This is a genomic window from Kitasatospora sp. NPDC005856, assembly GCF_040629945.1.
GTDB lineage: Bacteria > Actinomycetota > Actinomycetes > Streptomycetales > Streptomycetaceae > Kitasatospora.
On sequence record NZ_JBEXWT010000006.1, the window covers coordinates 29635 to 54915 of the forward strand.

A 25281-nucleotide genomic window follows, 5' to 3' on the forward strand; every position below is an offset into this window, starting at 1 on the left:
CGTCCTGCCCCGTCCCGTCAGCCGAAGAAGTTCCGGACGTGGTGCAGGCCGTCGATCAGTGCGTCGACCTCGCCCGGCGTCGAGTACAGATAGAACGACGCCCGCGTGGTCGCCGGAATTCCGTACCGCAGGCACACCGGCCGCGCGCAGTGGTGGCCGACGCGCACGGCGATGCCCTGCTCGTCCAGCACCTGGCCCACGTCGTGCGGGTGGATGTCGCCGAGGGTGAAGGAGATCGCGGCGCCGCGGTCCACGGCCGTGCGCGGGCCGATGATCCGCAGGTCCGGGACCTCCAGCAGTCGCTCGACGGCGTACTCGGTGATCGCGTGCTCGTGCGCCGCGATCTTCTCCATGCCGATGTCCTGGAGGTAGTCGATGGCCGCGCCGAGCCCGACCGCCTGGGCGATCGGCGGGGTGCCGGCCTCGAACTTGTGGGGCGCCGGGGCGTAGGTGGACGAGCCCATGGTGACGGTCTCGATCATCTCGCCGCCGCCGAGGAACGGCGGGAGGTCCTCCAGCAGCTCGTGCCGGCCCCAGAGCACGCCGATGCCGGTCGGGGCCAGCATCTTGTGGCCGGTGAAGGCGACGAAGTCGGCCTCCAGCGCCTGCACGTCCAGCACCATGTGCGGCGCGGCCTGCGAGGCGTCGATGACGACCAGCGCGCCGACCGACTGGGCCTTGCGGACGATCGTCTCGACCGGGTTGACCGTGCCCAGCAGGTTGGAGACCAGGGTGAAGGAGACCACCTTGGTCTTCTCGGTGATCAGCTCGTCGATGTTCGACAGGTCGAGCCGGCCCTCGTCGGTCAGCCCGAACCACTTGAGCTTCGCACCGGTGCGCTGCGACAGCAGCTGCCACGGGACGATGTTGGAGTGGTGCTCCATCTCCGTGATGACGATCTCGGAGTCGGCGTCCACCCGGTAGGGCTCGTCGGCCCAGCCGAGCATGTTGGCGACGAGGTTGAGCGACTCCGAGGCGTTCTTGGTGAAGATCACCTCGTTGCGGCTCGGCGCGTTGACGAACGCCGCGACCTTGTCCCGGGCGCCCTCGTACAGCGCCGTGGCCTCCTCGGCGAGCACGTGCACGCCGCGGTGGACGTTGGCGTTGTGCCGCTCGTAGTAGGCGGTCAGGGCTTCCAGCACCTGGCGCGGCTTCTGCGAGGTGGCCGCGTTGTCCAGGTAGACCAGCGGCTTGTCGTCGTGCAGCATCCGCTGGAGGACCGGGAAGTCCTTGCGGATCGCGTCGGTGTCGAGCAGTCCCGTGAACGGATGGGTCACTCGGACGCGCCCCCCTTCACGTACGCCTCGTAGCCCTCTTCCTCCAGCTTGTCGGCCAGCTCGGCGCCGCCGGACTCGACGATGCGGCCGCCCGCGAAGACGTGGACGTGGTCGGGCTTGATGTACCGCAGGATGCGGGTGTAGTGGGTCACCAGCAGGGTGCCGACCTCGCCGGTCGAGCGGACCCGGTTGATGCCCTCGGAGACGATCCGCAGCGCGTCGACGTCCAGGCCGGAGTCGGTCTCGTCGAGGATCGCGATCTTCGGCTTGAGCAGCTCCAGCTGGAGGATCTCGTGGCGCTTCTTCTCGCCGCCGGAGAAGCCCTCGTTGACGTTGCGCTCGGCGAAGGCCGGGTCCATCTGGAGGGCGGCCATCGCCTCCTTGACCTCCTTCACCCACAGCCGCAGCTTCGGGGCCTCGCCGCGGACGGCGGTGGCGGCGGTGCGCAGGAAGTTGCTGACCGAGACGCCGGGGACCTCGACCGGGTACTGCATGGCCAGGAAGACGCCGGCCTTGGCGCGCTCGTCGACGGACATCTCCAGGACGTCCTCGCCGTCCAGCAGCACCGAGCCGCCGGTGACGGTGTACTTGGGGTGGCCGGCCAGCGAGTAGGCCAGGGTGGACTTGCCGGAGCCGTTCGGACCCATGATGGCGTGGGTCTCGCCCTGCTTCACGGTCAGGTCGACACCCTTCAGGATCTCGCGCGGGCCGTTCTCGGCCTCCACGGAGACGTGCAGGTCGCGGATTTCAAGGGTTGCCATGTGTACTCAGGACTCCTGGTTGACGGAGACGAGCACATCGTCCCCTTCGATCTTTACGGGGTAGACAGCGACCGGCTTGGTGGCGGGCAGGCCGGAGGGCTTGCCGGTGCGCAGGTCGAAGCTGGAGCCGTGCAGCCAGCACTCGATCATGCAGTCCTCGACCTCGCCCTCGGAGAGCGAGACGTTCGCGTGCGAGCAGGTGTCGTTGATCGCGAACACCCCCTCGTCGGTGCGGACGACCGAGACCGGCACGCCGTTCAGGTCCACGCGCTTGGGAACGTCCTCCTGGAGGTCGCTCAGCGCGCAGGCACGCAGGAAGGTCATCGGGCTCAGACCGCCGATTCCAGCTCGGCGTCGATCTTCTCCATGAGCTGGTCCTGGATCTCGGCCACGCCGATCTGCTGGAGCAGCTCGGCGAAGAAGCCGCGTACGACCAGGCGGCGGGCCTCGTCGGCCGGGATGCCGCGGGCCTGCAGGTAGAACAGCTGCTCGTCGTCGAAGCGGCCGGTCGCCGAGGCGTGGCCGGCGCCGACGATCTCGCCGGTCTCGATCTCCAGGTTCGGGATCGAGTCGACCCGGGCGCCGTCGGTGAGCACCAGGTTCCGGTTGAGCTCGTAGGTGTCGGTGCCGAGCGCGGCGGCGCGGATCAGCACGTCGCCGACCCAGACCGCGTGGGCGTCCTGGCCCTGGAGCGCGCCCTTGTACGCCACGTTCGACCGGCAGTGCGGCGTGTCGTGGTCGACGACCAGGCGGTGCTCGAGGTGCTGGCCGGCGTCGGCGAAGTAGAGGCCGAACAGCTCGGCCTCGCCGCCGGGGCCGGCGTAGTTGACCCGCGGGTGCAGGCGGACCAGGTCGCCGCCGAAGGTGACGACCACGGACTTGTAGGAGGCGTCCCGGCCGACCAGCGCGTTGTGCTGGGCGACGTGGACGGCGTCGCGCTCCCAGTCCTGCACGGAGACGAAGGTGAGCTTGGCGCCCTCGCCGACCAGCAGCTCGACGTTGGCGGCCCGGGTGCCGGTGCCCGCGTGGTTCAGCACCACGACCGCCTCGGCGAACGGCTTGACGTCGATCACCACGTGGGCGAAGCGGACCCCGCCCTCGCCGCGCACGTCGATCCTGACCGGCTCGGTCAGCACCGCCTCCTTGGGGACGGTGACCACCAGGGCCTGCTCGAAGGCGCTGAACGCCTGCGCGGCGACCCGGTCGACCGGCGTGCCCGCCTTGCCCAGGCGGGCGTCGTCGCGGCCGACGGTCTCGGCGGTGACGCCGTCCGGCAGCGTGAACTCGACCTTGTCCTCGCCCCGCTCCGCGGCGGCGGCGGTGCCGTCGTGCAGCCCGCCGAGGCGGTGCAGCGGGGTGAACCGCCAGTCCTCCTCGCGGCCGGTGGGCACCGGGAAGTCGTTCACGTCGAAGGACGGCTTGACCGCGACGCGCGCGTCGATCGGCTGCTGGACGGTGGTCCGGCCGGTGCCGGGGCCGGCGAGCTGCGCGCCCGCGCCGGCGGTGCCGACCTCGATCGACCCGGCGGTGGTGGAGCCGGTGGTGTTCTGCTCAGCCATGGCTGTTCGTAGTGCTCTCTTCCTCGGAAATCAACGGACGGCGGTGGCGGCCGGGGTCAGCCGACCGCGCCCTCCATCTGCAGCTCGATCAGCCGGTTGAGCTCCAGCGCGTACTCCATCGGCAGCTCGCGCGCGATCGGCTCGACGAAGCCGCGGACGATCATCGCCATCGCCTCGAACTCGGTCAGGCCGCGGCTCATCAGGTAGAACAGCTGGTCCTCGCTGACCTTGGAGACGGTCGCCTCGTGGCCCATGGACACGTCGTCCTCACGGACGTCCACGTACGGGTAGGTGTCCGAGCGGGAGATGGTGTCGACCAGCAGCGCGTCGCACAGCACGTTGGACTTGGCGCCCTTGGAGCCCTCGCCGATCTCGATCAGACCGCGGTAGGAGGTCCGGCCGCCGCCGCGCGCCACCGACTTGGAGACGATGTTGGAGGAGGTGTTCGGCGCCATGTGCACCATCTTGGCGCCGGCGTCCTGGTGCTGGCCCTCGCCCGCGAAGGCGATCGACAGGGTCTCGCCCTTGGCGTGCTCGCCCATCAGGTAGACGGCCGGGTACTTCATGGTGACCTTGGAGCCGATGTTGCCGTCGACCCACTCCATGGTCGCGCCCTCGTACGCCACGGCGCGCTTGGTGACCAGGTTGTAGACGTTGTTCGACCAGTTCTGGATGGTCGTGTAGCGGCAGCGGCCGCCCTTCTTGACGATGATCTCGACGACCGCCGAGTGCAGCGAGTCGGAGGAGTAGATCGGCGCGGTGCAGCCCTCGACGTAGTGGACGTAGGCGTCCTCGTCGACGATGATCAGCGTCCGCTCGAACTGGCCCATGTTCTCGGTGTTGATCCGGAAGTAGGCCTGCAGCGGGATGTCGACGTGCACGCCCTTCGGCACGTAGATGAACGAGCCGCCGGACCACACCGCGGTGTTCAGCGCGGCGAACTTGTTGTCGCCGGCCGGGATGACGGTGCCGAAGTACTCCTTGAAGATCTCCGGGTGCTCGCGCAGCGCGGTGTCGGTGTCCAGGAAGATGACGCCCTGCTCCTCCAGGTCCTCGCGGATCTGGTGGTAGACGACCTCGGACTCGTACTGGGCGGCGACGCCGGCGACCAGGCGCTGCTTCTCCGCCTCCGGGATGCCGAGCTTGTCGTAGGTGGCCTTGATGTCCGCCGGCAGGTCCTCCCAGGACTCGGCCTGCTTCTCGGTGGAGCGGACGAAGTACTTGATGTTGTCGAAGTCGATGCCGGTGAGGTCGGAGCCCCAGGTCGGCATGGGCTTCTTGCCGAACAGCTTCAGGCCCTTGAGACGCAGGTTGAGCATCCACTCGGACTCGTTCTTCTTCGCGGAGATGTCGCGCACGACGTCTTCGCTGAGCCCGCGCTTGGCCGCGGCACCGGCGGTGTCCGGGTCGGCCCAGCCGTACTCGTAAGTGCCCAGGCCTTCGAGCTCCGGGTGCGAAACGGTGTCAGTCATGCGAGCTTCCTAACGCGCGGACGCTGAATCTTCGGTGGACGTACCGGCAGTCGGCACCGCATCGGAGCCGCGGCCCGAAGGCGGCCGGGCGGACGACGATGCGGCACCGGGTGCCGGCACATAGGTGGTGCAGACCCCGTCGCCGTGGGCGATCGTGGCCAGCCGTTGCACATGGGTGCCCAGGATCCGGGAGAAGACCTCGGTCTCCGCCTCGCAGAGCTGCGGGAACTGCTCGGCGATGTGCGCGACCGGGCAGTGGTGCTGGCAGAGCTGGGCGCCCGCCGGGGCCTTGGCCGCGGCCGACGGGACACGCCGCACCGTGGCAGCGTACCCGTCCGCGCTCAGGGCCTGGGCGAGCGCCTCGGTGCGCTCTCCTGCGGCGGCCTGGCGCAGGGCCTCCAGGTACTTCTCGGCCTGCTTGCCGAACCGGGCGCGGGCGAAGGCGGCGACCGCCTCCTCGCCCGCCTTGCCGCCGCCCACCGAGTCCGCGATCCAGCGCAGCGCGTCGGCGGCGAGCTGGTCGTACGCCTGGTAGAAGGCGTCCCGGCCGGCGTCGGTGAGGGCGAAGACCTTGGCCGGACGACCCCGGCCGCGGCTTCCGTAGACCCGCTGTTCGCGGGACTCGACCAGGCCGGTGGCGACCAGCCCGTCGAGGTGGCGGCGGACGGCGGCGGCGGTGAGGCCGAGCCGGTTCGCCAGGTCGGCGGCGGAGGAGGGGCCGTGGTCCAGGATCGACCGGGCGACCCGGTCCCGGGTGGCCCGGTGGCCCTCCAGCAGCACCTCGGCCGCCGTCACGGGCACGTCACAGGAGGAGGCCGTCTCGGCCTCCTGCTGGTGGGCGTGCTCGCGCATGTTTTTCACAACACCAGTGTTGCGTAATTACTTCCGCCGGGACAAGCCGTGATCCAGGCCTCACCGGTGGCATCTGTCACGCAGGTAAGCCTTACCTGGCCTGCGAAAACGATCATCGAGCCGCCGTCCGGGACGGATGTCGGGCCCTCTTAGACTCGCCGGTATGCACTCCGAACCCGCGGTCCAGATCGCCGGGCTGGTCAAACGCTACGACGACAAGCTCGCGGTGGACGGCCTCGACCTCACCATCCCGACCGGCGCGATCACCGCCGTCCTCGGCCCCAACGGCGCCGGCAAGACCACCACCATCGAGACCTGCGAGGGCTACCGCCGCCCCGATGCCGGCACCGTCCGGGTCCTGGGCCTCGACCCGGTCACCCAGAGCGCCGCGCTGCGGCCCCGGATCGGCGTCATGCTGCAGTCCGGCGGCGTGTACGCGGGCGCGCGCGCCGTCGAGATGCTGCGGCACACCGCCAAGCTGCACGCCCACCCGCTGGACGTGGACGCCCTGGTCGAGCGCCTCGGCCTCGGCTCCTGCGGCCGCACCACCTACCGGCGGCTGTCCGGCGGCCAGCAGCAGCGGCTCGCCCTGGCGATGGCCGTGGTCGGCCGCCCCGAGCTGGTCTTCCTGGACGAGCCCACCGCGGGCCTCGACCCGCAGGCCCGCCGGGCCACCTGGGAGCTGGTGCGCGACCTGCGCCGGGACGGCGTCACCGTGGTCGTCACCACCCACCACATGGACGAGGCCGAGCAGCTCGCCGACCGGGTCGCCATCGTCGACGGCGGCCGGGTGATCGCCGACGGCACCACCGAGGAGCTCTGCCGCGGCGGCGCGGAGAGCGCCCTGCACTTCGACGGCCCGCCCGGCCTCGACCTCGGCCCGCTGCTCAAGGAGCTGCCCGAGGGCGCCACGGCCACCGAGACCGCCCCCGGCAGCTACCGCGTCGAGGCGCCCGTCGACCCCCGGCTGGTGGCCACCGTCACCGGCTGGTGCGCGGCCTCGGGCATCCTGCCCGAGCGGTTGTCCGTCCAGCGCCGCAGCCTGGAGGACGTCTTCCTCGACCTGACCGGACGGGAGCTCCGATCGTGACCAGTACGGACTACTCCCCCAAGCCGGGCCCCGCGCCGGTCGGCCGGATGCTGCTGGCCCAGACCGCGTTCGAGACCCGGATGCTGCTGCGCAACGGTGAGCAGCTGCTGCTCACCGTGGTCATCCCGACCGTGCTGCTGGTGCTGTTCTCCGCCGTGGACATCGTCGCGGTCGAGGGCCCCGGCAAGCGGGTCGACTTCCTGGCCCCCGGCCTGCTGGCGCTGGCCGTGATGTCCACCGCCTTCACCGGCCAGGCCATCGCCACCGGCTTCGAGCGCCGCTACGGCGTGCTGAAGCGGCTCGGCGCCAGCCCGCTGCCGCGCTGGGCGCTGCTGACCGCCAAGACCGGCTGCGTCCTGGTGACGGAGGCGCTGCAGGTGGCACTGCTGTCGGTGATCGCGCTGGCCCTCGGCTGGTCCCCGCACGGGCTCGCCACACCGCAGGGGGCACTGACCGTCGCCGCCCTGCTGGTCCTCGGCACCGCCGCCTTCTCCGGGCTCGGCCTGCTGATGGCCGGCACCCTGAAGGCCGAGGCCACCCTGGCCGGCGCCAACCTGGTGTTCGTCCTGCTGCTGCTGGCCGGCGGGGTGATCGTGCCGCTGAGCCGGTTCCCCGACACCGTGCGGTCGGTGCTGGAGCTGCTGCCGATCTCGGCGCTCTCGGACGGCCTGCGGTCGGTGCTCCAGGACGGCGCCCCGGTGCCGTGGGCGGACCTCGGCCTCCTGGCCGGCTGGTCGGTGCTCGGCCTGGCCGCGGCCGCCCGCTTCTTCCGCTGGGAGTAGCCGGCGGCCGCCGACGCGCGACGCCCCCCGGCCGGAGTCGGCCGGGGGGCGTCGTGGTCATCGGGCCGCGGAGCGTCAGCTCTCGCTGCCGCTGCGGCGCTTGCGGGCGAGCAGGACGAGCGCGCCGCCGACCAGCAGCACGCCGCCGCCGGCCGCCGCGATCATCGGGGTCGCGTCGCTGCTACCGGTCTGGGCGAGCGCCGGCGCGCTGGTGGTGGGCGACGGGGTCGCGGTCGGGGTCGGGGTCCTGCTCGGGGTCGGCGTGGCCGAGGGGGTCTTGCTCGGGGTGGGCGTGGCCGACGGGGTGGGGGTCGCGGTCGGCGTCGGCGTCGGCGTCGGGGTCGGGGTGGGCGTCTTGGTGGGGGTGGGCGTGGGGGTCGGAGTCGGCGTGTGGCACGGCTCGATGGTCTTGGTCTCGTTGATGTTCCAGCCCTTCTCGTTCGGGTTCTCCGTGGTGGTGACCACCAGGTTCGCCTTGATCGGGGCGTTGTGATCCTTCACCGGGAAGGTGCCGTGGTACTCCTTCGGGAAGATCTTGGCGTCCAGGACCTTCTCGCCGTCGATGGTGAGGCTGACGGTGTTCTTCACGGTCTCGTTGCCGCTGTAATTGATCAGATCGATCACGATCTTGTCGCAGGTCACCGTCCAACTCGGCACGTGCGCCGAGGCGTTGGTGGCCAGTGCCAGGGGCAGGAGAAAACCGGCCGCAGCCGTGCCGGCGAGTGCCGCCGCGCCGATCGCGAAGTGCCGCTGCTGTCGCGCCATTACTTGTTCCCCTCCGAACGGTCTTGTGCAGCAGGCGTGTTGAGTGGTTCGCGGTGGCCCGCTACGACTGTCCGGGGGACTCTACCGGCACTCCCGCACCCCGCCACACCCCGCCGTACGACCGGATATCGACTGTCCGTCCGTCTTCCGATGTGCTTGACCAGCCCATCACAGCCGCCACCTCGCAGAACGCGGATTCGGCAAACCTGAATGGACTTCGCCATCTTCAAGACAGAACGGAGCCCCCGGCGATCGGGTTCAATCACCGAGGGCTCCGATTCAGTCAGCCGACGAACAGCGGGCCATTCCGGCCTTTCCGTCGATTCCACCCCTCCGGGCCGCGGCCCCGCGGGGCCGGGAGCGCCGGGGAGCGGGAGCGCCGCAGGGCCGGGTCCGACCGGCTCAGGCCTTCCTGGCCGCCTTGCGCCGGGCGGCCACCACGATCGCGCCGCCGGCCGCGAGCACGACCGCGCCGCCGATCGCCAGCGGCAGCACCGGGCCGGAGCCGGTGTGCGCCAGGTCGCCGCCCGCGTCCGGCCGGGCGGACGGGCTGCCCGAGGCCGCCGGAGCGGTCGTCGAGCCGCCGGCCGACGGACTGGCCGAGCCGCTCGCGCTGGGCGCGCCGCTCGTCGGGGCGGACGGGCTGCCCGAGGGGCTCGCCGAACCGCTCGGGGAGGTCGACGCGCTCGGCGTGGCCGACGGCGAGCCGCTCGGCACGGTCGGCGGGACCGTCGGCGGGACGGTCGGCGTGCCGGACGGCGTCGGGACGGTGGTGCCCGGCAGGCAGCCGGTGAAGGGGTAGTGGTGCGTCTCCGCACCGCCCTTGCCGGTCAGCGAGGCGGCGATCACCGAGCCGTTGACCGGACCGCCGCTGCCGAGGTCGAAGGCGGCGTTCGGCGCGAGCACGGTGCCGGCCCAGGCGGCCTGGCTGTTCTTGACCACCTTGGTGGCGGTCGGGAAGTTCCAGAGCAGCTTGGCCCGGATCGCCCCGCCCGCGGCGCTCTGCAGCTTGTCGTCCAGCACGAAGGCCTTCTTGCCCTCGTCCCACAGGTGGAAGCCGGTGGTCCCGGCCGCCGCCATGTCGTACGAGCCGCCGGTCACGTTGACCACCGTGACCGAGCCGGCCGGCACCTTGAGGTAGACGTCCTTGGCGCCCTGGAGCTTCGCCGCGTCGACGGTGAAGCTGTTGTACTTCGCGTCCCCGCCGGCGAACGTCAGCTTGGCGCCCTCGGCCTGGACGGTGGCGCCGGCGGTCTGCGGCACGGCGGCCAGCGAGGTGGCGGCGGCGCGCAGCTTGGCGAACTCGGCCTTGAAGTCGATCGGCGAGGGGCCCTGGCCGACGGTGCCCTGGTGGGCCTGGACGACAGCGCCGTCGGCCTTGGAGCCGAAGACGCCGTTGCCCTTCATCACCTGGGTGTTCTGGCCGGTGATCTTGCCGGCCACGACCAGGGCGTTCTTCCCTGGCAGGGCGTCGACCTCGGCCGGGGTGAGCTCCTGGCCGACCGAGAAGCCGCCGGTGAAGTCGGCGTCGCCGCCGACCGCGACCGCGCCCTCGGCGTCCGGGGTGTGGGTGTCGTTGCCCTCGATGAACTCGCCGTAGAGGTTGGCGACCCCGAGGCTGCGGCACTCCTGGTCGGCGCCGACGGCCTGGGCGGCCGGCGCGACGAGGCCGGCCAGTGCGAGTGAGCCACCGACGGCGAGCGCGGCGGCGGAAGTGGATATGCGCATGTGCAGGATCTCCGCTTACGTGCGGGAGGAGTGGGGAATGGCCCACAAGAGGTATGGACCAATCCGCACTCTTACGGCCAAACGGGTAATTGGTCAAGACCAATGCGTTCACTGTCCGAACCACCCCGTTTTGTCCGCGCGTCCCTCCCCCGCGTGTCGCCGCCCGCCGGCTCCGCGCCCGCCCGTCCCGCCGCCCGCGCCCCGCCCCAAGATCGCCTGTAAGGCCGCCTACGATGGACCCCGTGCCTAACCCCTTCTCCCTGCTCGCCGAGCGCTGGCAGCCATCCGCCGAGATGGTCCGGCGCGCCGCGTTCGCCGCGCTGGTGATGAGCGTGGTGATCGTCGTCACCGGCGGCGCCGTCCGGCTCACCGCCTCCGGCCTCGGCTGTACGACCTGGCCCCGCTGCACCGACGAAAGCCTGACGCCCACCGCCGAGATGGGCTTCCACGGCGTCGTCGAGTTCACCAACCGGATGCTCACCTACGTGCTGAGCGCCGCCGTCGGCTGGGCGATCCTGGCCGCCCGCTGCCACCGCCCCTGGCGCCGCAGCCTCACCAAGCTCGGCTGGGCCCAGTTCTGGCTGGTGATGAGCAACGCCGTGCTCGGCGGCATCACCGTGCTGACCGGCCTCAACCCGTACACCGTGGCACTGCACATGATCGCCGCGATGGCCCTGGTCTGGGTCGCGCTGCTGATGTGGGAGCGGTCCAAGGAGGGCGACGGCCCGGCCGCGCTCGCGGTGGCCCGGCCGATCCACCAGCTCTCGTACGTCCTGGTCACCGCGATCGGCCTGCTCGTCGCGGCCGGCACGCTGGTGACCGGCGCCGGCCACCACCCCGGCACGCCCAAGGACAACAAGATCGTCCCGCGCATCCCGATCGACTACGACCGCCTGGCCCAGTTCCACGCCGACTTCGCGTTCGTCTCGGTCGGCCTGGCCATCGCGGTGATCTTCGTCTTCGCCGCCGTCAAGGCCCCGCAGCCCGCCCGCGCCCGGGCCAAGGAGCTGCTCGCCGTCCTGCTGTTGCAGGGCGTGCTCGGCTTCGTCCAGTACTTCACCGACGCCCCCGAGCTCATGGTCGGGCTGCACATGCTCCTCGCCGCCCTCACCTGGATCGCCGCGCTGCGCGTCCCGCTCGCCCTGCGCACCCGCGCGGACGCGGCGGCGGCCGACCAGCTGCCCGCCCAGGCCCCGCAGACCGCCTCGGTCTGACCCCGGCGACACGCACGACGGCCCGGTTCCCCCACGCGGGGGAACCGGGCCGTCGCCGCGTCCGGGGCCGGGCTCAGCCGCCGATCTGGATGCCGGCCATCCGCTTCCACTCGTACGCGCCGGTCTTCACCTTGAGGCCCAGCTCGCCCTCGAAGTCGTCGTGGAGGGTCAGCCCGGCCAGCTCCGCGGCCCGGCGGCCGACGGCGTAGCTGGGGGCCACCTGGTCGCCCCAGGCGCCGTCCGCGCCCACCACGACGATCCGGGTGGCCACGGCGCCGACGTACTCGACGACCGCGTCGGCGCTGCCGCCGTGCTGCCGGGCGAAGCTGGTCAGGTTCTTGGCGATGCGCTTGGCGCGGCGCTCGGTACGGGCGTCCGGCGCCGCGGCGGTGGCGGTCTCTGCGCTGCTCATGCCCGCATGCTACCCACCGGTAGCGCCGCTGGCGACGGGACCGGCCTGTGCACCGGGCCACATACTGGAGGAGTGACCTTCAAAGGCTGGCCCGCCGAGGCGCTCGACTTCTACGAGCACCTGGAAGCCGACAACTCCAAGACCTTCTGGCAGGCCCACAAGGACCGGTACGAGGACGCCGTGCGCGCCCCGATGGAGCAGCTGCTCGCCGAACTGGAGCCCGAGTTCGGGCCCGGCAAGGTGTTCCGCCCCAACCGCGACATCCGGTTCAGCGCCGACAAGTCCCCGTACAAGACCCACATCGGCGCGCATCTGGAGAGCGGCGGTTACATCCAGCTCTCCGCCGACGGCCTGGCCTGCGGCAACGGCTTCTACCAGCTCGCCCCGGACCAGCTGGAGCGCTACCGGGCCGCCGTCGCCGAGGACGTCAGCGGCGCCGAGCTGGAGCGGGTGATCGCCCGGGTGGAGGAGCAGGGCCCGCGGGTGGTCGGCCGGGACTCCCTCAAGTCGGCCCCCCGCGGCTACCCCAAGGACCACCCCAGGATCGTCCTGCTGCGCCACAAGGGCCTGGTGGCCTGGCAGGAGTGGGAGCCGGCGAAGTGGCTGGGCACCCGCGCCGCCCACACCCGGATCACCGGCTTCCTGCACGCCTCCCAGCCGCTGCGGGACTGGCTGGACGACCACGTCGGCCCGTCCGAACTGCCCTCCCGCTGAACCCTCCCCGGCACGCGAAGGAGCCCCGGTCCGAACGGACCGGGGCTCCTTCGCGATGAGGCCTACTTGACGAACGGGTCGATCGCGCAGACCACCATCAGCAGCGACAGGTAGGTGATCGACCAGTGGAACAGCCGCATCTCCTTGAGCTTCGCGCCCACGACCCCGGCCTTGGCCCGCCCGTACAGCGCGTGCGCCTCGCGCAGCCACGCCCCGCCCAGCAGCACCGCGGCGACCGGGTACAGCCAGCTCATGTGCCCCAGCGGCCAGAGCGCCAGCGAGACCGCCACCATCACCCAGGAGTAGGCGACGACCTGCTTGCCGACCGCCACGTTGCCCTTGATCACCGGCAGCATCGGCACGCCGGCCCGCTCGTAGTCGTCGCGGACCTTCATCGACAGCACCCAGGTGTGCGGCGGCGTCCAGAAGAACACCACCAGGAACAGCACCACCGCGGCCCAGGACACCGTGTTGGTCACCGAGGACCAGCCGACCAGCACCGGCATGCAGCCGGCGATGCCGCCCCAGACGATGTTCTGCGAGGTGCGCCGCTTGAGCCCCAGCGTGTAGACGAACACGTAGAACAGCAGCGCGCCCAGCGCCAGCCCGGCGGACAGCCAGTTGACCCCGAAGCCCAGCAGCAGGGTCGACACGACGGCGAGCACGATGCCGAACACCAGCGCCTCGCGCGGCGACACCATCCCGGTGACGATCGGCCGCCGCTCGGTGCGCGACATGACCGCGTCGATGTCCCGGTCGATGTACATGTTGAGGGCGTTGGCGCCGCCGGCCGAGAGGTAGCCGCCGACGACGACCTTCAGCACCAGCAGCATGTTCGGCACGCCCTGCTGAGCCAGGAACATCACCGGCACGGTGCTCATCAGCAGCAGCTCGATGATCCGCGGCTTGGTCAGTGCGACGAACGCGCCGACACGGGCCCCGAACGGCCGGTGCGCAGGAGTCGCCCCGGTGACCCCGGCGGGACGGGTTTCGACGGCGGTCACTAACACCCCAACTGAAGATGAATCTTCGCAGGCGTCCACAGGAACGAAGGGTCCCGAATCGTCCGCTCTGCGCGTACCACGACACCATAGACGCTCCATATATCGCATCCGGCTCCGGGGTCCCCCGGCGAGGCGGAACGCACACCCCCGGGTGAACCGCCCCGGCGACGTCCTCGGGGGCCTGCCGCGGGGCCGCTCGCCCGTCCTGACCACCGGAGCGGCGCGGCCCTGCGAATCGGGAGAGTCTGGGACAAATCAATCCCGGCCGTCCCGGTGGGAATCTGCATGCGGAATTGCCGGTTGTCCCAGCACGGAGGGTGAGCCGCGACCCGGACGGTAGGCTCGCACGCAGAAGCGGGATCTACCCTCCGTGACCGGCACCACCCAGCGTCGGGCCCACAGCGCCGTGGCCGACCCGGTCCCCATTCACGGGGTCACTCTTCACAATGGAAGGAGCCCTGAGACAGGGTGAGCACTGCGCCGACGAACGCATTCGAGTGGACCGATCTGGACGAGCGCACGGTTGACACCGCGCGGGTCCTGGCCATGGACGCCGTCCAGAAGGTCGGCAACGGACATCCCGGGACGGCCATGTCGCTGGCACCGGCCGCGTACCTGATCTTCCAGCGGTTCCTGCGCCACGACCCGACGGACCCGTCGTGGGTCGGGCGCGACCGCTTCGTCCTCTCCCCCGGGCACACCAGCCTGACGCTCTACACCCAGCTCTACTTCTCCGGCTACGGCCTGGAGCTGGACGACCTCAAGGCCTTCCGCGTCGCCGGCAGCCGCACGCCCGGTCACCCGGAGCACGGCCACACCGCCGGCGTGGAGACCACCACCGGCCCGCTCGGCCAGGGCATCGCCAACGCGGTCGGCATGGCGATGGCCGCCCGCTACGAGCGCGGCCTGTTCGACCCGGACGCCCCGGCCGGCGAGTCCCCCTTCGACCACACGGTCTGGGCCATCGTCTCCGACGGCGACCTGGAGGAGGGCATCTCCGCCGAGGCCTCGTCGCTGGCCGGCCACCAGAAGCTGGGCAACCTGGTCGCGCTCTACGACGACAACCACATCTCGATCGAGGGCGACACCGAGACGGCCTTCTCCGAGGACGTCCTCAAGCGCTACGAGGCGTACGGCTGGCACGTCCAGCGGGTGACCCCGAAGGCCAACGGCGACATCGACGTGGCCGCCCTCGCCGAGGCGCTGGCCGCGGCCGAGGCCGAGACCTCCCGCCCGTCGATGATCGCGATGCGCACCATCATCGCCTGGCCGGCCCCGGACGCCCAGAACACCGCCAAGGCGCACGGCTCCGCGCTCGGCGCCGCCGAGATCGCCGCCACCAAGAAGGTCCTGGGCTTCGACCCGGAGAAGACCTTCGAGGTCAGCGACGAGGTCATCGAGCACGCCCGCCTGGTCATCAAGCGCGGCAAGGCCGCCCGCGACCAGTGGCAGCAGTCCTTCGACGCCTGGCGCGCCGCCGACCCGCAGCGCGCCGCCGAGTTCGACCGCATCGAGGCCGGCGAGCTGCCCGAGGGCTGGAAGAAGGCCGTCCCCTCCTTCCCGGCCGGCAAGGACGTCGCCACCCGCAAGGCCTCCGGCGACACCCTCAAGGCGATCGGCGCGGTGATCCCGGAGCTGTGGGGCGGCTCGGCCGACCTCGCCGAGTCCAACCTCACCACCATCGACGAGGACGGCTCCTTCCTCCCCGCGGGCAACCCGCTGAAGTCGGCCAGCCCGTACGGCCGGACGATCCACTTCGGCATCCGCGAGCACGCCATGGGCTCGACCATGAACGGCATCGCCCTGCACGGGAAGACCCGCGTCTACGGCGGCACCTTCCTGGTCTTCGCCGACTACATGCGCCCGGCCGTCCGCCTGGCCGCGCTGATGAAGCTGCCGGTCACCTACGTGTGGACGCACGACTCCATCGGCCTCGGCGAGGACGGCCCGACCCACCAGCCGGTCGAGCACCTGGCCTCGCTGCGCGCCATCCCGGGCCTGGCCATGGTCCGCCCGGCCGACGCCAACGAGACCGCCGTCGCCTGGCGCACCATCGTCGAGCGCCACACCACCCACCCCGGCCCGGTCGGCCTGGCCCTGACCCGCCAGGGCGTCCCGACCTTCGACCGCGAGGTCTTCGGCTCCGCCGAGGGCACCGCCAAGGGTGGCTACATCCTGGCCGAGGCCTCCACCGGCGCCCCGCAGGTGATCCTGCTCGGCACCGGCTCCGAGGTCCAGCTGGCCGTCAAGGCCCGCGAGGTGCTGGAGGCCGAGGGCATCGCCACCCGCGTGGTCTCGCTGCCGTCCTTCGAGTGGTTCCAGGAGCAGGACCAGGCCTACCGCGACAGCGTGCTGCCGCCGTCGGTCAAGGCCCGGGTGTCGGTCGAGGCCGGCATCGCCCAGGGCTGGCGCGAGCTGGTCGGCGACCACGGCCGGATCGTCTCGCTGGACCACTTCGGTGCCTCCGCCGACTACAAGGTGCTGTTCGAGGAGTTCGGCATCACCGCCGAGCGCGTGGTGGCCGAGGCCCACAACGCCCTGCGCTCCCTCGAGGCCGTCAACCGCTAGCGGCTCCGGGCCGCGTGCCCGCCCGCACGCGGGCACGCGGCCCCCTCCGACCACCCCACGAAGCACGAAGAACAAAGGGACTGAAGCACCATGACTGACGCACTGAAGCGCCTCAGCGACGAAGGCGTTGCGATCTGGCTGGACGACCTCAGCCGCAAGCGGCTGAACTCCGGCAACCTGGCCGAACTGGTGCAGAACAAGCACGTGGTGGGCGTGACCACCAACCCGACCATCTTCCAGAAGGCCATCGCCGGCTCCGGGGACGACTCCTACGACGGCCAGCTGCGCGACCTCGCCGTCCGCAAGGTCACCACCGACGAGGCGATCCGCATGATCACCACCTCGGACGTGCGCGACGCGGCCGACGTGCTGCGCCCGGTCTACGACGCCTCCAACGGCCGCGACGGCCGGGTCTCCATCGAGGTCGACCCGCGCCTGGCGCACGAGACCGCCACCACCGTGGCCGAGGCCAAGCAGCTGTGGTGGCTGGTCGACCGCCCGAACGTCTTCATCAAGATCCCCGCCACCAAGGCCGGTCTGCCCGCGATCGCCGAGGTCATCGGCAAGGGCATCAGCGTCAACGTCACGCTGATCTTCTCGCTGGAGCGCTACAAGGCCGTCATCGACGCCTACCTGACCGGTCTGGAGGCCGCCAAGGCCAAGGGCCTGGACCTCTCCCAGATCGAGTCGGTCGCCTCCTTCTTCGTCTCCCGCGTGGACACCGAGATCGACAAGCGCCTGGACAAGATCGGCGGCGAGGCCAAGGACCTGCGCTCCAAGGCCGCGCTGGCCAACGCCCGCCTCGCCTACCAGGCGTACGAGGAGGTCTTCGGCAGCGTCGACGGCAAGACCGCCGGCAGCGCCCGCTGGCTCGCCCTGGAGGCCGCCGGCGCCAAGCCGCAGCGCCCGCTGTGGGCCTCGACCGGCGTCAAGGACCCGGCCCTGCCGGACACCCTGTACGTCACCGAGCTGGTCGCCCCCGGCACCGTCAACACGATGCCCGAGGCCACCCTGGACGCCACCGCCGACCACGGCGTGGTCACCGGCAACACCATCGTCCCCAACTACGCGGACGCCAAGGCCGTGCTGGACGCGATCGCCGCGGCCGGCGTGGACTACGACGACGTCGTCCAGCTGCTGGAGGACGAGGGCGTCGAGAAGTTCGAGCAGTCCTGGAAGGAACTGCTCGACACCGTCACCGCCTCGCTCGCCTCCTTCGCCGACGAGAAGTGACCCCTGCTCACAGCCAGCGCACGGAAGGCCCATCAAGTGAGCACTGATTTCCCCGAGTTGACGCCGGAGCCGGACGCGGACGACCTCCCGTCCACCCCCGTCAACCCGCTTCGTGACCCCTCCGACCGACGGCTCCCGCGCATCGCGGGGCCGTCCGGTCTGGTCATCTTCGGGGTCACCGGCGACCTGTCCCGCAAGAAGCTGATGCCGGCCATCTACGACCTGGCCAACCGCGGTCTGCTTCCGCCGGGCTTCTCCCTCGTCGGCTTCGCCCGCCGCGAGTGGGACGACGAGGACTTCGCCAAGGAGGTCCACGACGCCGTCCGGGACCACGCCCGCACCCCGTTCCGGGAGGAGGTCTGGCAGCAGCTCGCCAAGGGCATGCGCTTCGTCCACGGGACCTTCGACGACGACGACGCCTTCGACAAGCTGCGCGAGACCATCGAGGAGCTGGACAAGGCCCAGGGCACCGGCGGCAACTTCGCCTTCTACCTGTCCGTCCCGCCGAAGTTCTTCCCCACCGTCGTCCAGCAGCTCAAGAAGCACGGCCTGGCCGACCCCCCGCAGGGCTCCTGGCGCCGCGCGGTCATCGAGAAGCCCTTCGGCCACGACCTGGAGAGCGCGCAGGAGCTCAACAAGGTCGTCCACGAGGTCTTCCCCCGGGACGAGGTCTTCCGGATCGACCACTACCTGGGCAAGGAGACGGTCCAGAACATCCTGGCGCTGCGCTTCGCCAACCAGATGTTCGAGCCGATCTGGAACCGGTCGTACGTCGACCACGTGCAGATCACCATGGCCGAGGACATCGGCATCGGCGGCCGGGCCGGCTACTACGACGGCATCGGCTCCGCCCGTGACGTGATCCAGAACCACCTGCTCCAGCTGATGGCGCTCACCGCCATCGAGGAGCCGGCGTCCTTCCACCCCAAGGCGCTGGTGGCCGAGAAGCTCAAGGTGCTCAGCGCCGTCAAGCTCCCGGCCGACCTCGGCCAGCACACCGTGCGCGGCCAGTACGCGTCCGGCTGGCAGGGCGGCGAGGAGGTCGTCGGCTACCTGGACGAGGACGGGATCGACCCGGAGTCCAAGACCGACACCTACGCGGCCATCAAGCTGGAGATCAACAACCGCCGATGGGCGGGCGTCCCGTTCTACCTGCGGACCGGCAAGCGCCTGGGCCGCCGGGTCACCGAGATCGCGGTCGTCTTCCAGCGCGCCCCGTACCTGCCCTTCGACTCCTACGCGACCGAGGAGCTGGGGCAGAACGCCCTGGTCATCCGGGTCCAGCCGGACGAGGGCGTGACGGTGCGGTTCGGCTCCAAGGTGCCGGGCACCTCCTTCGAGGTCCGGGACGTCACGATGGACTTCGCCTACGGCGAGTCCTTCACCGAGTCCAGCCCGGAGGCGTACGAGCGGCTCATCCTCGACGTGCTGCTCGGCGACGCCAACCTGTTCCCGCGCCACCAGGAGGTCGAGCTCTCCTGGCAGATCCTCGACCCGATCGAGAAGTACTGGGACGCCCACGGCAAGCCCGCCCAGTACGCGGCGGGGACCTGGGGTCCCGTCGAGGCGGACGAGATGCTCGCACGAGACGGCAGGAGCTGGCGCCGGCCATGAAGATCGACCTCACCAACACGACGTCCAGCAAGATCAACGCCGCGCTGATGGAGGCGCGCCGGGCCCGCGGTTCCGGCGCCGCCGGCATGGTGCTCACCCTGGTGATCGTGACCGACGAGGGCAGCGCCTACGACGCCCTCAAGGCCGCCAACGACGCCTCCCGCGAGCACCCGATGCGCACCCTCGCGGTGATCAAGCGCGCCGGGCGCTCGCCCCGGGCCCGCGCCGAGACCCGGCTGGACGCCGAGATCCTGGTCGGCTCGGACGCCGGCTCCGGCGAAACGGTCGTGCTGCGGATGCACGGCGAACTCGCCGCGCACGCCCAGTCGGTGGTCCTGCCGCTGCTGCTGCCGGACGCCCCGACCGTCGTCTGGTGGCCGGACAACGCGCCGCTGCACCCGGCACAGGACCCGCTGGGCTCGATCGCCCAGCGCCGGATCACCGATGCCGTCACCGCCGAGTCCCCGGTCGGCCAGCTCGCCCAGCGCGCGCAGAGCTACACCCCCGGCGACACCGACCTGGCCTGGACCCGGATCACCGGCTGGCGCTCGATGCTGGCCGCCGCGCTGGACCAGCGGCCGTCCACGATCGTCTCCGCGGTGGTCGAGGGCGAGTCCTACAACCCCAGCGTCGAGCTGCTCGGCCTCTGGCTGAACAACCGGCTGCGCGTGCCGGTCGAGCGGGTCGTCACCAACGGCCCGGGCATCACCGCGGTGCACCTGCGCACCAAGGACGGGGACATCACCCTGGACCGCCCGGACGGCCTGCTGGGCACGCTCTCCATGCCCGGCTCGCCGGACCGCCAGGTGGCGCTCAAGCGGCGCGAGACCTCGGAGCTGATCGCCGAGGAGCTGCGCCGCCTGGACCCGGACGACATCTACGCGACGGCCGTGCGCACGCCCGTCGACCGCCTGGACGAGCCGGCCAACGCCGAGACCGAGGCGGCGGAGAAGGTCGCCCGGGAGGTCACCGAGGAGGCCGAGGACGCCGTCCAGCAGGCCGCCGAGGCCGCCGTGGCCAACCCGGACCGGGTGACCGTCGAGGCGGCGGACAAGAAGCCGGCCCGGAAGGCCTCCGGCAAGCGCACCACCAGGGAAGGCGCATGACCAACGCGACCCCGCAGCTGGTCGTCCACCGGGACAAGGAGCTGATGGCCCAGGCGGCCGCGGCCCGGTTGATCACCCGGATCGTGGACGCCCAGGCCGCCCGCGGCAGCGCCTCGGTGGTGCTCACCGGCGGTCGCAACGGCAACGCCCTGCTGGCCGCGATCGCCGCCTCCCCGGCGCGCGACGCGGTCGACTGGGGCCGGCTGGACCTCTGGTGGGGCGACGAGCGCTTCCTGCCCGCCGCCGACCCGGACCGCAACGCCGTCCAGGCCCGCGCCGAGCTGCTGGACGCCGTCCCGCTCGACCCGGCGCGGGTGCACGAGATGCCCGCCTCGGACGGGGTGGACGGCTCGGACGTGGAGGCCGCCGCCGCCCGCTACGCCGAGGAGCTGGCGAAGGCGGCCGGCCCGGGCGACCGGCTCGGCGTCCCGGCCTTCGACGTGCTGCTGCTCGGCGTCGGCCCGGACACCCACGTCGCCTCGCTCTTCCCCGAGCACCCCGGCGTGCGGGAGACCGAGCTGACCGTGGTCGGCGTGCGCGGGGCCCCCAAGCCCCCGCCGACCCGGATCTCGCTCACCCTCCCGGCGATCCGCACCGCCCGCGAGGTCTGGCTGCTGGCCGCCGGGGAGGACAAGGCGGGCGCGGTCGCGCTGGCCCTGTCCGGCCCCGGCGAGCTCCAGGCGCCCGCCTCCGGCGCGTACGGCCGCAGCCGCACCCTGTGGCTGCTGGACCGCGCCGCCGCGGAGCGGATCCCGCCGCAGCTCTATCCGCCGGCCTCCGCCTGACGGACCCGGCAACGCCGAAGGGCGCCACCGTCACTCGACGGTGGCGCCCTTCGTGCTGTTCTGTCGCTGTTCCGCTCCGGCCGTTCGGCTCGGACCGTTTCGTCGGGCCGTTCGGCCTGGCTCAGATCTCGCCGCGGAGCTTCGCCAGCGCCTCGGCCAGGATCGCCTCGCCGTCGGCGTCGGTGCGCCGCTCGCGGACGTAGGCCAGGTGGGTCTTGTACGGCTCGTTGCGCGAGGGGGCCGGCGGGTTGTGCTGGTCCTGCCCCGCCGGGAAGCCGCAGCGCGGGCAGTCCCAGGTCTCCGGGATCGCCGCTTCGGCGGCGAAGCTGGGACGGGTCTCGTGCTTGTTCGCGCACCAGAAGGAGATCCGGTTGCGCGGGGCGGACTCGCCGCGCTCCGCCTCGCCCATCGGGCCGGCCCCGACCCTGCTGCCACGGATGGCATTGCCACTTGCCACGGTCTGACTCCCTGCGTACTGGTGCGCCGACCCGCCGCGGTGCGCGTCGGTGGCGAAAGTCGTCCTAGTGTAAGCAGGAGTTAAGCATCCGCCACCATCGCCTCCGCACCCGACCGTCCCAGGATAGGCGCTCGGGCGACGGGGCGTCAGGGATACGTCAGACCGAGGTCTTCATCAGCAGGCCGAGGACGATGATGGAGGCGAACCATCCCACGCCGACCACGATGGTGATGCGGTCCAGGTTGCGCTCGGCCACCGCCGAACCGCCGCCGGTGGACATCGCGCCGCCGCCGAACATGTCGGACAGACCGCCGCCCTTCCCCTTGTGCAGCAGCACCAGCAGGATCATCAGCAGACTGAAGATGATCAGGGCAATCGAGAACCCGAGAACCACGACGGGACCAACTCTCTCGTATCTTCGGCGAAGGGGCCGGGCCGCGTACGGCGGTCCGGCCCCAAAGCCTACGTTGCTGCGGCGGCGTTAGCCTACTGCCTGCTCACGGTAGCGCACGATCTTGACGAACTCGTCGGCGTCCAGCGAGGCACCGCCGACCAGGCCGCCGTCGATGTCGGGCTTGGCCATCAGGCCGGCCGCGCTCGACGACTTCACCGAACCGCCGTACAGCACCCGGACCTTGCCGGCCAGCTCGGCGTCGTACAGCTCGGCGATCCGCCCGCGGATGGCGGCGCAGACCTCCTGGGCGTCCTCCGGGGTGGCCACCTCGCCGGTGCCGATCGCCCAGACCGGCTCGTAGGCGACCACGATCGACTCGGCCTGGTGGGCCGGGACGTCGGCCAGGCCGCCGTCCAGCTGGGCCAGGGTGTGCTCGACGTGGGTGCCGGCCTTGCGGATCTCCAGCGGCTCGCCGACGCACAGGATCGGGGTGATCCCGGCGCGGTAGGCGGCCTTCACCTTGGCGTTGACGATCTCCTCGTCCTCGCCGTGGTACTGGCGGCGCTCGGAGTGGCCGATCACCGCGTAGGTGCACTTGAGCTTGGCCAGCATCGGGCCGGAGACCTCGCCGGTGTAGGCCCCGCCGTCGTGCTGCGAGATGTCCTGCGAGCCGTACTTGATCTTCAGCTTGTCGCCGTCGACCAGGGTCTGCACCGAGCGCAGGTCGGTGAACGGCACCAGGACGGCGACCTCGACGGCCGCGTAGTCCTTGTCGGCCAGCGCGAAGGCCAGCTTCTGGGTGTGCTGGATGGCCTCGAGGTGGTTGAGGTTCATCTTCCAGTTGCCCGCCATCAGCGGGAGACGGTCGGTCATGTGTTTTCAGTCCTCCAGAGCGGCGAGGCCGGGGAGGGTCTTGCCCTCCAGGTATTCGAGGCTGGCACCGCCGCCGGTCGAGATGTGTCCGAAGGCGTTCTCGTCGAAGCCCAGGATGCGGACGGCCGCGGCGGAGTCGCCGCCGCCGACCACGGTGAACGCGTCGCTGTCGAGCAGGCCCTGCGCGACGGCCTTGGTGCCGTTCGCGTAGTCGGGGTGCTCGAAGACACCCATCGGGCCGTTCCAGAACACGGTGCCCGCGTCGGCCAGCTTGGCCGCGTACAGCTCGCGGGTCTTCGGGCCGATGTCCAGGCCCTCCTGGTCGGCCGGGATGGCGTCCGAGGCGACGAGCTCCGGGTTCGCCGGGGCCTTGGTCTTGAGGTCCGGGAAGTCGGCGGAGACCAGGACGTCCACCGGCAGGACGAACTCGACGCCGCGCTTCTCGGCCTCGGCCAGGTACGCCAGGCAGACCGGGATCTGGTCCTCCTGCAGCAGCGAGATGCCGACCTCGTGGCCCTTGGCCTTGAGGAAGGTGTACGCCATGCCGCCGCCGATGAGGATCTTGTCGGCCTTCTTCAGCAGGTTGTCGATCACGCCGAGCTTGTCGGAGACCTTGGCACCGCCGAGCACCACCACGTACGGGCGGGCGACGTCCTCGGTGAGCTTCTTCAGCACGCCGACCTCGGTGGCGATCAGGTCGCCGGCGGCGTGCGGCAGCAGGGCCGGCAGGTCGAAGACCGAGGCGTGCTTGCGGTGCACGGCGCCGAAGCCGTCGCCCACGTACAGGTCGGCCAGCGCGGCCAGCTGCTCGGCGAAGGCCTTGCGCTCGGCGTCGTCCTTGCTGGTCTCGCCGGCGTTGAAGCGCAGGTTCTCCAGCAGCGCGACCTCGCCGTTCGCCAGCCCGGCCACCACGGCCGCGGCGCTCTCGCCGACGGTGTCGGTGGCGAAGGCGACGCTCTTGCCGAGGATCTCGCCGAGGCGCTCGGCCGCCGGGGCGAGCGAGAACTTCGGGTCCGGCGCGCCCTTGGGGCGGCCGAGGTGCGAGGCGACGACGACCTTCGCGCCGGCCGCGGCCAGCTTGGCGATGGTCGGCGCGACGGCGCGGATGCGGCCGTCGTCGGTGATCGTGGTGCCGTCCAGCGGCACGTTCAGGTCGGCGCGCACGAAGACGCGCTTGCCTTCGACACCGGCTTCGATGAGCTCTTCGATGGTCTTCACGGGGATTCGGTTTCTCCTGGGGAGATGGTTGATGCGCAGTGAGGCGGCACGGCGCAGGGGCCGCCTGAGAAGTCCTTGAGCGCGGAACGAGGGCCCGGTCGGCACCGTAGCCGTCCGGGCCCTCGCCCCTACATCACGTCAGCTCCCGCAAGGTCAGAGCTGTCCGCCGACGAGGGTGACCAGGTCGACGACGCGGTTCGAGTAGCCCCACTCGTTGTCGTACCAGCCGAGCACCTTGACCTGGTTGCCCTGGACCATGGTGAGCTGGCTGTCGAAGATGCAGGAGGCCGGGTCGTTCACGATGTCCGAGGACACGATCGGGTCCTCGGTGTAGGACAGGATGCCCTTGAGCGGGCCCTCCTGGGCGGCCTTCTGGAAGGCCGCGTTGACCTCGTCCTTGGTGACCTCGCGCTCCAGGGTGACGACCAGGTCCGTGATGGAGCCGGTCGGGACCGGGACGCGCAGCGAGGTGCCGTCCAGCTTGCCCTTCAGCTCCGGCAGGACCAGGGCGGTCGCCTTGGCGGCACCGGTCGAGGTCGGGATGATGTTCTGGCTCGCCGCACGAGCACGGCGCAGGTCCTTGTGCGGGAAGTCCAGGGTGACCTGGTCGTTGGTGAACGCGTGGACGGTGGTCATCAGACCCTTGACGATGCCGAACGCCTCGTTCAGCACCTTGGCCATCGGCGCCACGCAGTTGGTGGTGCAGGAGGCGTTGGAGATGACGTGGTGGTTGGCCGCGTCGTACTTCTCGTCGTTGACGCCCAGGACGATGGTGACGTCCTCGTCGGTCGCGGGCGCCGAGATGATGACCTTCTTCGCGCCGGCGGCGAGGTGCTTCTTCGCGGCCTCGGCCTTGGTGAAGATGCCGGTGGACTCGACGACGATGTCGGCGCCCAGGGCGGCCCACGGGAGGTTGGCCGGGTCACGCTCGGCGGTCACCTTGAAGGTGTGGCCGTCGACGGTGATGCTGTCCTCGGTGTGCGAGACCTCGGCCTGGAGGGTACCCAGCGTGGTGTCGTACTTGAGCAGGTGAGCCAGGGTCTTCGTGTCGGTGAGGTCGTTGACACCGACGATCTCGATGTCCGCGCCCTGAGCCTTGACCGCGCGGAAGAAGTTGCGGCCGATGCGGCCGAAGCCGTTGATGCCTACCCGGATCGTCACGAACCGATCTCCTCGTTAGGTACGCCGGGCGCGAGGCCCGGCGGGGGTGAGATTTGGGAAGTCCCCGACCGCCTATGACCCTACCCCTCCGGGGCCTGGGACGGCACATCGCGTCGCCTGGTGAGACTGGGCGTGGCGCGGTCGAAACCCGATATCAGGCCGTCCGGCCCTGTTCCGGCGGGCAGTTGGTCCCGGGCCAGTGGTCTCTACCAATTCGGGGGTTCCGACGGGTCCGGGAGGGC

At 71.1% G+C, this 25281-nt stretch carries 24 protein-coding genes; 9 read left to right on the top strand and 15 right to left on the bottom strand.

The window, feature by feature from the left end; all coding sequences use genetic code 11:
- Positions 1 to 17: 17 nt before the first annotated feature.
- Genes ABZ449_RS06000 through ABZ449_RS06025 form a run of 6 tightly spaced genes read right to left on the bottom strand, consistent with a single transcriptional unit; the run spans position 18 to position 5921 of the window.
- Positions 18 to 1277: a cysteine desulfurase gene (locus ABZ449_RS06000; RefSeq protein ID WP_360340877.1), complete on the bottom strand. Its 1260-nt coding sequence runs from the start codon at positions 1275 to 1277 to the stop codon at positions 18 to 20.
- Positions 1274 to 2038 carry a Fe-S cluster assembly ATPase SufC gene (gene sufC / locus ABZ449_RS06005; RefSeq protein WP_360340880.1) on the bottom strand — a complete coding sequence of 255 codons (765 nt, stop codon included), beginning with the start codon at positions 2036 to 2038 and terminating at the stop codon, positions 1274 to 1276. Before sufC ends, ABZ449_RS06000 begins: the two co-directional genes overlap by 4 nt.
- Positions 2039 to 2044: 6 nt before the next feature.
- Complete coding sequence (locus tag ABZ449_RS06010) at positions 2045 to 2362, bottom strand: bifunctional 3-phenylpropionate/cinnamic acid dioxygenase ferredoxin subunit (RefSeq protein ID WP_063349526.1); 318 nt, start codon at positions 2360 to 2362, stop codon at positions 2045 to 2047.
- A 5-nt stretch (positions 2363 to 2367) separates the two neighbouring features.
- A complete protein-coding gene (sufD, locus tag ABZ449_RS06015) occupies positions 2368 to 3597 on the bottom strand; it encodes a Fe-S cluster assembly protein SufD (protein WP_360340883.1) in 1230 nt (409 codons plus the stop codon).
- Between the two features lie 56 nt (positions 3598 to 3653).
- On the bottom strand, positions 3654 to 5069 hold the full coding sequence (sufB, locus tag ABZ449_RS06020; protein WP_360340886.1) for a Fe-S cluster assembly protein SufB: 1416 nt from the start codon (positions 5067 to 5069) through the stop codon (positions 3654 to 3656).
- A gap of 9 nt (positions 5070 to 5078) precedes the next feature.
- On the bottom strand, positions 5079 to 5921 hold the full coding sequence (locus ABZ449_RS06025) for a MarR family transcriptional regulator (RefSeq protein WP_360341177.1): 843 nt from the start codon (positions 5919 to 5921) through the stop codon (positions 5079 to 5081).
- A gap of 163 nt (positions 5922 to 6084) precedes the next feature.
- Between ABZ449_RS06025 and ABZ449_RS06030 the strand changes: the two genes are divergently transcribed.
- Together ABZ449_RS06030 and ABZ449_RS06035 are read left to right on the top strand one after the other, a co-directional pair.
- A complete protein-coding gene (locus tag ABZ449_RS06030) occupies positions 6085 to 7011 on the top strand; it encodes an ABC transporter ATP-binding protein (RefSeq protein WP_360340889.1) in 927 nt (308 codons plus the stop codon).
- Entirely contained in the window at positions 7008 to 7793 is a 786-nt protein-coding gene (locus ABZ449_RS06035) for an ABC transporter permease (protein WP_360340891.1), read from the top strand. The genes ABZ449_RS06030 and ABZ449_RS06035 overlap by 4 nt, the downstream gene beginning before the upstream one ends.
- Positions 7794 to 7868: 75 nt before the next feature.
- Here ABZ449_RS06035 and ABZ449_RS06040 read toward each other — a convergent pair whose 3' ends face one another.
- Positions 7869 to 8558, bottom strand: coding sequence for an LAETG motif-containing sortase-dependent surface protein (locus ABZ449_RS06040; RefSeq protein ID WP_360340894.1), 690 nt, complete (start codon positions 8556 to 8558; stop codon positions 7869 to 7871).
- Between the two features lie 402 nt (positions 8559 to 8960).
- Positions 8961 to 10286, bottom strand: a complete 1326-nt coding sequence (locus ABZ449_RS06045; RefSeq protein WP_360340897.1) for a choice-of-anchor A family protein — start codon at positions 10284 to 10286, stop codon at positions 8961 to 8963.
- Positions 10287 to 10579: 293 nt separating this feature from the next.
- Here ABZ449_RS06045 and ABZ449_RS06050 point away from each other — a divergent pair, with 293 nt between their 5' ends.
- Positions 10580 to 11500, top strand: a complete 921-nt coding sequence (locus ABZ449_RS06050; protein ID WP_360341180.1) for a COX15/CtaA family protein — start codon at positions 10580 to 10582, stop codon at positions 11498 to 11500.
- 73 nt (positions 11501 to 11573) lie between these two features.
- On the opposite strand, the gene ABZ449_RS06055 is transcribed toward ABZ449_RS06050, so the two are convergent.
- Complete coding sequence (locus ABZ449_RS06055; protein ID WP_360340900.1) at positions 11574 to 11912, bottom strand: hypothetical protein; 339 nt, start codon at positions 11910 to 11912, stop codon at positions 11574 to 11576.
- Positions 11913 to 11984: 72 nt separating this feature from the next.
- Here ABZ449_RS06055 and ABZ449_RS06060 point away from each other — a divergent pair, with 72 nt between their 5' ends.
- Positions 11985 to 12626, top strand: coding sequence for a DUF2461 domain-containing protein (locus ABZ449_RS06060; RefSeq protein WP_360340903.1), 642 nt, complete (start codon positions 11985 to 11987; stop codon positions 12624 to 12626).
- A gap of 62 nt (positions 12627 to 12688) precedes the next feature.
- On the opposite strand, the gene ABZ449_RS06065 is transcribed toward ABZ449_RS06060, so the two are convergent.
- Positions 12689 to 13636: a heme o synthase gene (locus tag ABZ449_RS06065; protein WP_360340906.1), complete on the bottom strand. Its 948-nt coding sequence runs from the start codon at positions 13634 to 13636 to the stop codon at positions 12689 to 12691.
- Between the two features lie 462 nt (positions 13637 to 14098).
- On the opposite strand from ABZ449_RS06065, the gene tkt reads away from it, so the two are divergent.
- The 5 genes from tkt to pgl all read left to right on the top strand — a co-directional run bounded on the left by tkt (position 14099) and on the right by pgl (position 20936).
- Entirely contained in the window at positions 14099 to 16198 is a 2100-nt protein-coding gene (gene tkt / locus ABZ449_RS06070) for a transketolase (protein ID WP_360340909.1), read from the top strand.
- A 90-nt stretch (positions 16199 to 16288) separates the two neighbouring features.
- Positions 16289 to 17431, top strand: coding sequence for a transaldolase (gene tal, locus ABZ449_RS06075; protein ID WP_360340912.1), 1143 nt, complete (start codon positions 16289 to 16291; stop codon positions 17429 to 17431).
- Positions 17432 to 17488: 57 nt separating this feature from the next.
- On the top strand, positions 17489 to 19045 hold the full coding sequence (zwf, locus tag ABZ449_RS06080) for a glucose-6-phosphate dehydrogenase (protein WP_360341183.1): 1557 nt from the start codon (positions 17489 to 17491) through the stop codon (positions 19043 to 19045).
- Positions 19042 to 20151, top strand: coding sequence for a glucose-6-phosphate dehydrogenase assembly protein OpcA (gene opcA / locus ABZ449_RS06085; RefSeq protein ID WP_360340915.1), 1110 nt, complete (start codon positions 19042 to 19044; stop codon positions 20149 to 20151). Before zwf ends, opcA begins: the two co-directional genes overlap by 4 nt.
- Positions 20148 to 20936: a 6-phosphogluconolactonase gene (gene pgl, locus ABZ449_RS06090; RefSeq protein WP_355265233.1), complete on the top strand. Its 789-nt coding sequence runs from the start codon at positions 20148 to 20150 to the stop codon at positions 20934 to 20936. The genes opcA and pgl overlap by 4 nt, the downstream gene beginning before the upstream one ends.
- Positions 20937 to 21057: 121 nt before the next feature.
- Here the strand turns inward: pgl and ABZ449_RS06095 are convergent, their stop codons facing one another.
- The 5 genes from ABZ449_RS06095 to gap form a co-directional block, all read right to left on the bottom strand.
- On the bottom strand, positions 21058 to 21393 hold the full coding sequence (locus ABZ449_RS06095) for an RNA polymerase-binding protein RbpA (protein ID WP_188300552.1): 336 nt from the start codon (positions 21391 to 21393) through the stop codon (positions 21058 to 21060).
- A gap of 157 nt (positions 21394 to 21550) precedes the next feature.
- Positions 21551 to 21787, bottom strand: coding sequence for a preprotein translocase subunit SecG (gene secG / locus ABZ449_RS06100; protein WP_359817184.1), 237 nt, complete (start codon positions 21785 to 21787; stop codon positions 21551 to 21553).
- Positions 21788 to 21874: 87 nt separating this feature from the next.
- The gene (gene tpiA, locus ABZ449_RS06105) at positions 21875 to 22660 is read right to left on the bottom strand and encodes a triose-phosphate isomerase (protein WP_360340919.1); all 786 of its coding nucleotides are present in this window, start codon (positions 22658 to 22660) and stop codon (positions 21875 to 21877) included.
- Positions 22661 to 22666: 6 nt separating this feature from the next.
- Complete coding sequence (locus tag ABZ449_RS06110; RefSeq protein WP_360340922.1) at positions 22667 to 23878, bottom strand: phosphoglycerate kinase; 1212 nt, start codon at positions 23876 to 23878, stop codon at positions 22667 to 22669.
- Positions 23879 to 24031: 153 nt separating this feature from the next.
- Positions 24032 to 25039 carry a type I glyceraldehyde-3-phosphate dehydrogenase gene (gap, locus tag ABZ449_RS06115; protein ID WP_355255227.1) on the bottom strand — a complete coding sequence of 336 codons (1008 nt, stop codon included), beginning with the start codon at positions 25037 to 25039 and terminating at the stop codon, positions 24032 to 24034.
- Between the last annotated feature and the right edge of the window lie 242 nt (positions 25040 to 25281).